The following is a 6,000-nucleotide window of genomic DNA, read 5'->3' as shown; positions in this document are numbered from 1 at the left end:
AACCAGCTGCTCATTGCAAGCACCGATTGAACCTGCCATGGAGCCATCTAGTGTTCATGATCATGGGGGTGGAGGTGGGGGTGGGGGGAAAGGAGGTATGCCGTGGATCTAGCGACCTTCTGGTTCGTGCTCGTGGCCATCTTGTGGATCGGCTACCTCGTCCTCGAAGGTTTCGACTTCGGGGTCGGGATGCTGACCCGGCGCTTTGCCCGTGACGACACGGAGCGTCGCGTCCTGATCAACACGATCGGGCCGGTCTGGGACGGCAACGAGGTCTGGATGGTCACCGCTGTCGGGGCCACCTTCGCGGCATTTCCGGAGTGGTATGCAACAGCATGGTCGAGCTATTACCTGCCACTGGTCCTCGTCCTCGTCCTGCTCATCCTGCGCGGTCTGGCGTTCGAGTATCGCGCCAAGCACGATTCCCACCGATGGCGGCAGTGGTGGGATGGCGCCATCTTCTGGGGATCTGCCGGACCGGCATTCTTCTGGGGAGTCTTGCTGGCTGGCTTCGCCCAGGGCCTGCCGCTGGACTCCAACCACGATTTCGTCGGTGATATGACCGACATCATCACGCCGTACACGGTGCTCGGGGGTGTCGTGACGCTGCTGCTGTCCGTGCTGCACGGCGCCCACTACGTCGCGCTGAAGACGGTGGGCGACATCCGGGATCGTGCGCGGATTGTGGCCGCCCGGGTGGCGGTGCTGGCCGTCGCTGTGACCGGGGGGTTCGCCACGTGGACGGTAAGCCTTCGGGGTGACGGCTCCTTCACCTGGCTCGCCATGCTGACAGGGGGCGTGACGCTCGGCCTGCTGGCCGCGGGGTTGGTGATTACGCGACGCCGCGAGGGCTGGGCGTTCGCCGCGAGCTTCGCCGCCATCGCAGGGGTGGGCATCGTTCTCTTCGCCTCCCTCTATCCTCAGGTCGTGCCGTCGACCGTCGACGCATCCGGCAGCCTCACCGTGGCTGGCGCATCGTCGACGGAATACACATTGACCGTGATGACATGGGTGGCCGTCCCGCTCGTTCCGCTCGTGCTCCTGTACCAGGGCTGGGTGTACTGGACGTTCCGCCGTCGGATCGGAATCCAGCACATCGCCCCGGCTGGCGCGTCGCAGCATTGACGTCGGGCTGATGCTGGCCGGGTGCGCCGCCCATCCGTGCGGGAAAGAACGTGAGGGACGGCACACCCGCGGTCAGGTTCCTCCGGGCTGGCCGGCGCGGAGCCGGCGAGGAGATCCGATTGAGCGTGTGAGCTGCTGGTCAGCCGCCGATCGCGGCAGACCCCTCGTCGATGAACTGCTGGGCACCATCGTCCGGGCTCACCTGCTCGAATAGGACCTCTTCCCAGATCCGGGTAAGGATGTCGGGAATCTCACCCGCACCGTGGGGCGGGGGCGGTGGCGGATCGGCCAGGTCGGGCGCGATCTCGGCCATGAAGTCACTCACCTGCTTCTCGGTTTCGGGAAGCAGGGTACTGATCTCGTCACGTACCCGGAGGTTGGCTGGCAGGCCACGGTCGGTGAGCATGATCTCCGCAGCGCGGACGTCGTTCAGCAGGAAGTCGACGAACATCGCCGCCTCCTCGGGGTGTTCGGTCTGCGAGGAGATCGAGTAGAACATCGCGGGCTTCAGGTACATGCCGGGCTGCTGGTGCTCAAACTCGCCGGGCATTCGCAGCAGCTCCAGCTCGCCCTCGGCGACGCCGTCCAGCGCACCGAGCTGGTTGGTCCACCAGAAGCCCATGGCGCCGTCATCGGTGGCCACGAGCGACGTGTCGGGCCCCTCGAACTCCATCACTTCGGTGGCGTCCGGAGCGTGGCCCGCCTCGACGGCATCGAGCAGTCCCTGCCAGAACCCGGCCAGGGTCTGCGGGGAGAATCCGAAGGAGCCGTCGGCGTCGTACAGGGCCTCCCCGCGCTGGCGTGCGTAGACCTTGAGGCCGGCCTCGTTGCTCCCTTCCGGCTGCAGGCCGTAGGCATCGCTGTTCTCGGCGATCTCGCCGACGATGTCGTAGAAGTCATCCCAGGTCCACGCCGTGTCGTCGGGTAAATCCACACCGGCATCGTCGAAGACCTGGGTGTTGGCGACGACGGTGAACGCGTTGACGCCGGTGGCGACGGCATACAGCCCGCCATCGATCTCACCGCCGCCGAGCGCGAGTTCGTCGATCTCGGACAGGTCGAGCACGTCCGAGACCTCGTTGAGGTCGAGTAGCTGGTCGCGGAGCGCGTAGTCGGTCATGTAGCGCTCTTCCTGTGTCATGATGTCCGGCGCGTCGCCACCTGCGGTGGACGTGGCCAGCCGGTCCCAGTAGGAGCCCCAGTCGGTGAAGTCGGGAACGATCGAGATGTGCGGGTGTTCCTCCTCGAACAGGTCGATGATTTCCTGGGTTTCCTCGTGTCGCGAGTCAGACCCCCACCAGGAAAAGCGCAGCTCGACTTCCTCGGGGTCGGAGTCGTCGCCGTCGTCGTCTCCCGCGGCCTGCTGGGCAGCGTCGTCAGTGCTCTCGTCGTCCCCGTCGTCGCCGCACGCGCTGAGTATCAGTGCGAGAGCGGCGGACGCGGTGGCCAGGCGTACAGGGGTAATGCGCCGGTTACGTTGGAGTCGCATCGTCGAGCTCCTTTCTATGGGTCACTTGATTCCGGTTGTGGCGATTCCCCGGACCAGGTAGCGCTGGCCGGCGAGGAAGAATCCGAAGACGGGGCCGAGCGCGATGACGGACATCGCGAACAACGGTCCCCACGACGTCTGGCCCTGGGAGTCGACGAACTGGCGTAGCGCCAGTGGCACGGTGGCCATGTCGGGGTCGGTCAGGAAGACGAGCTGGCTGAAGAAGTCGTTCCAGGTCCAGATGAACGTGAAGATTGCCGTCGTGGCCAATGCCGGGGTGCACAGCGGCATGATGATCTTCCAATAGATGCGGAAGTGCCCGCAGCCGTCGATCCGTGCCGAATCGTCGAGCTCGCGCGGGAGCCCGCGAATGAACTGCACCATCAAGAAGATGAAGAAGGCGTCGACGGCGAGGAACTTGGGGACGATCAAGGGATAGAACGTGTTGATCCAGTCCAGGCTGGAGAACAGGATGTACTGCGGCACGATCACCACGTGGATCGGCAGCATGATCGAGCCGAGCATGATCGCGAAGAACGTCCTCTTGCCGAAGAACGTCAGCCGGGCGAACGCGTAGGCGGCCATCGAGCATGCGAGCAGGTTGCCGACAACCGATCCGGCCACCACGATGGTCGAGTTGATGATGTAGTGGTGGAACGGATTGCGTAGTGCGTTCCACCCCTCGACGTAGTTGCCCGGTGCCAGCGCGCTGGGCAACAAGCCGGGCTCGCGGAAGATGACCTCGGTGGGTTTGAACGAGCTGGCGAGCATCCACAGCAGCGGATACAGCATCACCAGGCCGAAGGAGATCAGGCCCAGATGGATGAGGATCCGCCTTGGCCGGCTGCGTCGCTGGCGTTCCTTACGGCGCGCGGCAATCTGGGCGGTGAGGTCAGTCGTCGCCATAGTGCACCCAATACTTCGAAGCGATGAAGTTCACGGCCGTGAGCCCGGCGATGATCAGCAGCAGGAACCAGGCCAGCGCCGATGCGTAGCCCATGTCGAACGCGGAGAAACCGCGCAGGTAGAGGTAGAGCGTGTAGAACATGGTCGAGTCGGCCGGTCCGCCGGTTCCGCCGGACACGATGAACGCCTGGCTGAACGTCTGGAAAGCGTTGATGAGCTGCAGGATGAGATTGAAGAAGATGATCGGAGTCAGCAGCGGGATGGTGATGGAGAAGAACCGTTTGAGGGGCCCGGCACCGTCGACGGCAGCGGCCTCGTAGTACATGGTGGGGATCTGCCGCAGGCCGGCCAGGAAGATCACCATGGGTGATCCGAATGTCCACACGTTCAGCACGATCAGCGTGCCGAGTGCGTAGTCGGGATGGCCGACCCAGCCGGGGAGATCCTCGAAACCGAACATGCCGAGTACCTGGTTGATCAGGCCGTCGGTGCCGAAAACCAGCCGCCAGAGGATGGCGATGGCGACGCTCCCGCCCAGCAGCGACGGCAGGTAATACACCGAGCGGTAGATCGGAAGACCACGGACGCCGCGATCGAGCACCAGCGCCAGCGCCAATGCCAGGGCCAGCTGCAGCGGGACCGAGACGAATACGTAGACGAACGTGACGATCAGCGAGTTGTGCAGCCGCGAGTCGCCGAGCATGCGTTCGTAGTTCTCGGTGCCGACCCAGTTGGGTGACTCCAGCAAGCTGTAGTCGGTGAACGAGAGCACCAGCGATGCGGTGATCGGGCCGATGGTGACGACGGCCAGGCCAACGAACCACGGTGCCAGAAAGAGGTACGCGGCGCGGTTCTCGCGACGCTGCAGCATGCTCTTCTTGCGCCGCGGACGTGGTGGCCTGTGGGTGGGCGGTGCATGCTCGTTGACGGCGGTCGGCGCGCGGCCGGTACTCGGCATGACCTCACCTCCCTTCTTCCGGAGTGCCGTGAGAGCCGGTGGCTGGGTTGGTTGAAGCGCGCACGATCAGCTCCGTCTGGAGCATGACCTGCCCCGTCGCCCGACGGTCGTCGCTGAGCTGCAGCAGCATGTCCACGGCCGTGCGCCCGGCAGCGAGTGTGGGGTTCGAGACGGTGGTCAGCCGGGGGCGGCTGATCCGAGCCAACGTGCTGTCGTCGAAACCGATGACGCTCACGTCCTCGGGCACGCGGACGCCGAGGGAATCCAGGCCTTCGATCACCCCGATGGCCATGAGGTCGTTGTACGCCACGACCGCGGAAGCGCTTTCCTGCACGACTCGCTCGGCGATGGCGATGCCACCGTCGACCGTGGGCTGATTCGGGCTGAGCACGATCGGCTCGAAGCCGGCCTGGCGGCAGGCGGCAACGGAAGCCTTGCGGATCTCCCGGCTGGTCCAGGAGCCACGCGGACCGCCCAGGATGGCCACCCGCGAGTGCCCGAGCTCGATCAGGTGGTCCACGGCTTGCCGCGCGCCCAGTGAGACATCCATCAGGACGCACGGCAAGCTCGGCATCGACCGGTTGATCAGGACCAGCGGGACTTCTTTCGACAACTTTTCGATCAGGTCGTTGCTCATGCGTGGGCTGCAGAGCAGCACCCCGTCGACTTGCTTCGCCAGGGCCCGGACGAGGTTCTCCTCGACGGTGGGATCCTCGTCCGTCTCGGCCACGAAGATGCTGTAGTCCCGATCCCGCGCCTGACTCTCGGCGGCCTTGATGAGGGGAGGAAAGAAGGGGTTGGCGATATCGGCCACGATCAACCCGACGTTGCCGGTTCGCCCGGTGATCAGGGCCCGTGCGGCCCGGTTCGGGCGGTAGCCGAGGCTCGCCGCGGTGGCGAGGACACGGCTGCGGGTCTCGGGATTGACCATGTGGGGAGCCGAGAAGGTCCGGGAGACGGTGGAGATGTGCACCCCGGATGCCCTGGCAACGTCGCGGATGGTGGATCGCACGTCACGGCCTCTCTGTGTGATGGAACGGCGCTGTGCCTCACGTCACACCGTTGATCGTCCGTTATGCAAGGCTTTGTAATATCCGTCAATCCTTCACCGCAGTGAAGCTCAGTAATGTTGCCGGAACGTTACGTAATAAACGTCCTGGTATAGCTATATATCTGCTGGTGGAGCCGGTTTTTACGAAGCCCGCATCCCTTGACGGTGTTGTCCAGCCATGGTGTGCTATTAAGCAAACCTTTGCAGATACGATCATGCGCAGGGGCGTTGTCGTACCGCTGGAATGCGGCCGGCGCTGGTTCTGACTGCGGGAGGCGAGCGCGCGGCGTGCAGGTGCTGGCGAAGGGTTGTGCCGGTAAAGGCAGCAAAATTTTTGCAAACTCAGATTATTGACTGCAAATATTTGCAATCACTAGCTTTTCTTCTTTAAAGGATGCTCCAGAACATGTTTCGACGAGACAGATGGAAAGCGCTTTCCCATGAAGGGGTGAGGTTCAAGACGTGCCGAGC

General features: G+C 64.0%; 5 protein-coding genes. 1 reads left to right on the top strand and 4 read right to left on the bottom strand.

Translation table 11 applies throughout. The features are described from left to right. Nucleotides 1–102 precede the first annotated feature (102 nt). Nucleotides 103–1,125 carry a cytochrome d ubiquinol oxidase subunit II gene (cydB, locus tag DPM12_RS16825; RefSeq protein WP_112259498.1) on the top strand — a complete coding sequence of 341 codons (1,023 nt, stop codon included), beginning with the start codon at nt 103–105 and terminating at the stop codon, nt 1,123–1,125. A 139-nt stretch (nt 1,126–1,264) separates the two neighbouring features. On the opposite strand, the gene DPM12_RS16820 is transcribed toward cydB, so the two are convergent. Genes DPM12_RS16820 through DPM12_RS16805 form a run of 4 tightly spaced genes read right to left on the bottom strand, consistent with a single transcriptional unit; the run spans nt 1,265 to nt 5,490 of the window. After that, the gene (locus DPM12_RS16820; RefSeq protein ID WP_112259497.1) at nt 1,265–2,614 is read right to left on the bottom strand and encodes an ABC transporter substrate-binding protein; all 1,350 of its coding nucleotides are present in this window, start codon (nt 2,612–2,614) and stop codon (nt 1,265–1,267) included. A gap of 21 nt (nt 2,615–2,635) precedes the next feature. Beyond that, nucleotides 2,636–3,520: a carbohydrate ABC transporter permease gene (locus tag DPM12_RS16815; protein ID WP_112259496.1), complete on the bottom strand. Its 885-nt coding sequence runs from the start codon at nt 3,518–3,520 to the stop codon at nt 2,636–2,638. Continuing rightward, nucleotides 3,507–4,478, bottom strand: a complete 972-nt coding sequence (locus DPM12_RS16810) for a carbohydrate ABC transporter permease (protein WP_112259495.1) — start codon at nt 4,476–4,478, stop codon at nt 3,507–3,509. Before DPM12_RS16810 ends, DPM12_RS16815 begins: the two co-directional genes overlap by 14 nt. Before the next feature lie 4 nt (nt 4,479–4,482). Continuing rightward, entirely contained in the window at nt 4,483–5,490 is a 1,008-nt protein-coding gene (locus DPM12_RS16805) for a LacI family DNA-binding transcriptional regulator (protein ID WP_112259494.1), read from the bottom strand. Nucleotides 5,491–6,000: the final 510 nt, after the last annotated feature.

Origin of the sequence: Phytoactinopolyspora halophila (assembly GCF_003287285.1) — a bacterium.
Taxonomy (GTDB): Bacteria; Actinomycetota; Actinomycetes; order Jiangellales; family Jiangellaceae; genus Phytoactinopolyspora_A; species Phytoactinopolyspora_A halophila.
This window is presented reverse-complemented; position numbering and strand designations above follow the sequence as displayed.

What these genes read in the sequence shown, in the direction of transcription:
- DPM12_RS16815 (WP_112259496.1), bottom strand. Translation starts at nt 3,520, where the DNA reads ATGGCGACGACTGACCTCACCGCCCAGATTGCCGCGCGCCGTAAGGAA.
- DPM12_RS16810 (WP_112259495.1), bottom strand. Translation starts at nt 4,478, where the DNA reads ATGCCGAGTACCGGCCGCGCGCCGACCGCCGTCAACGAGCATGCACCG.
- DPM12_RS16820 (WP_112259497.1), bottom strand. Translation starts at nt 2,614, where the DNA reads ATGCGACTCCAACGTAACCGGCGCATTACCCCTGTACGCCTGGCCACC.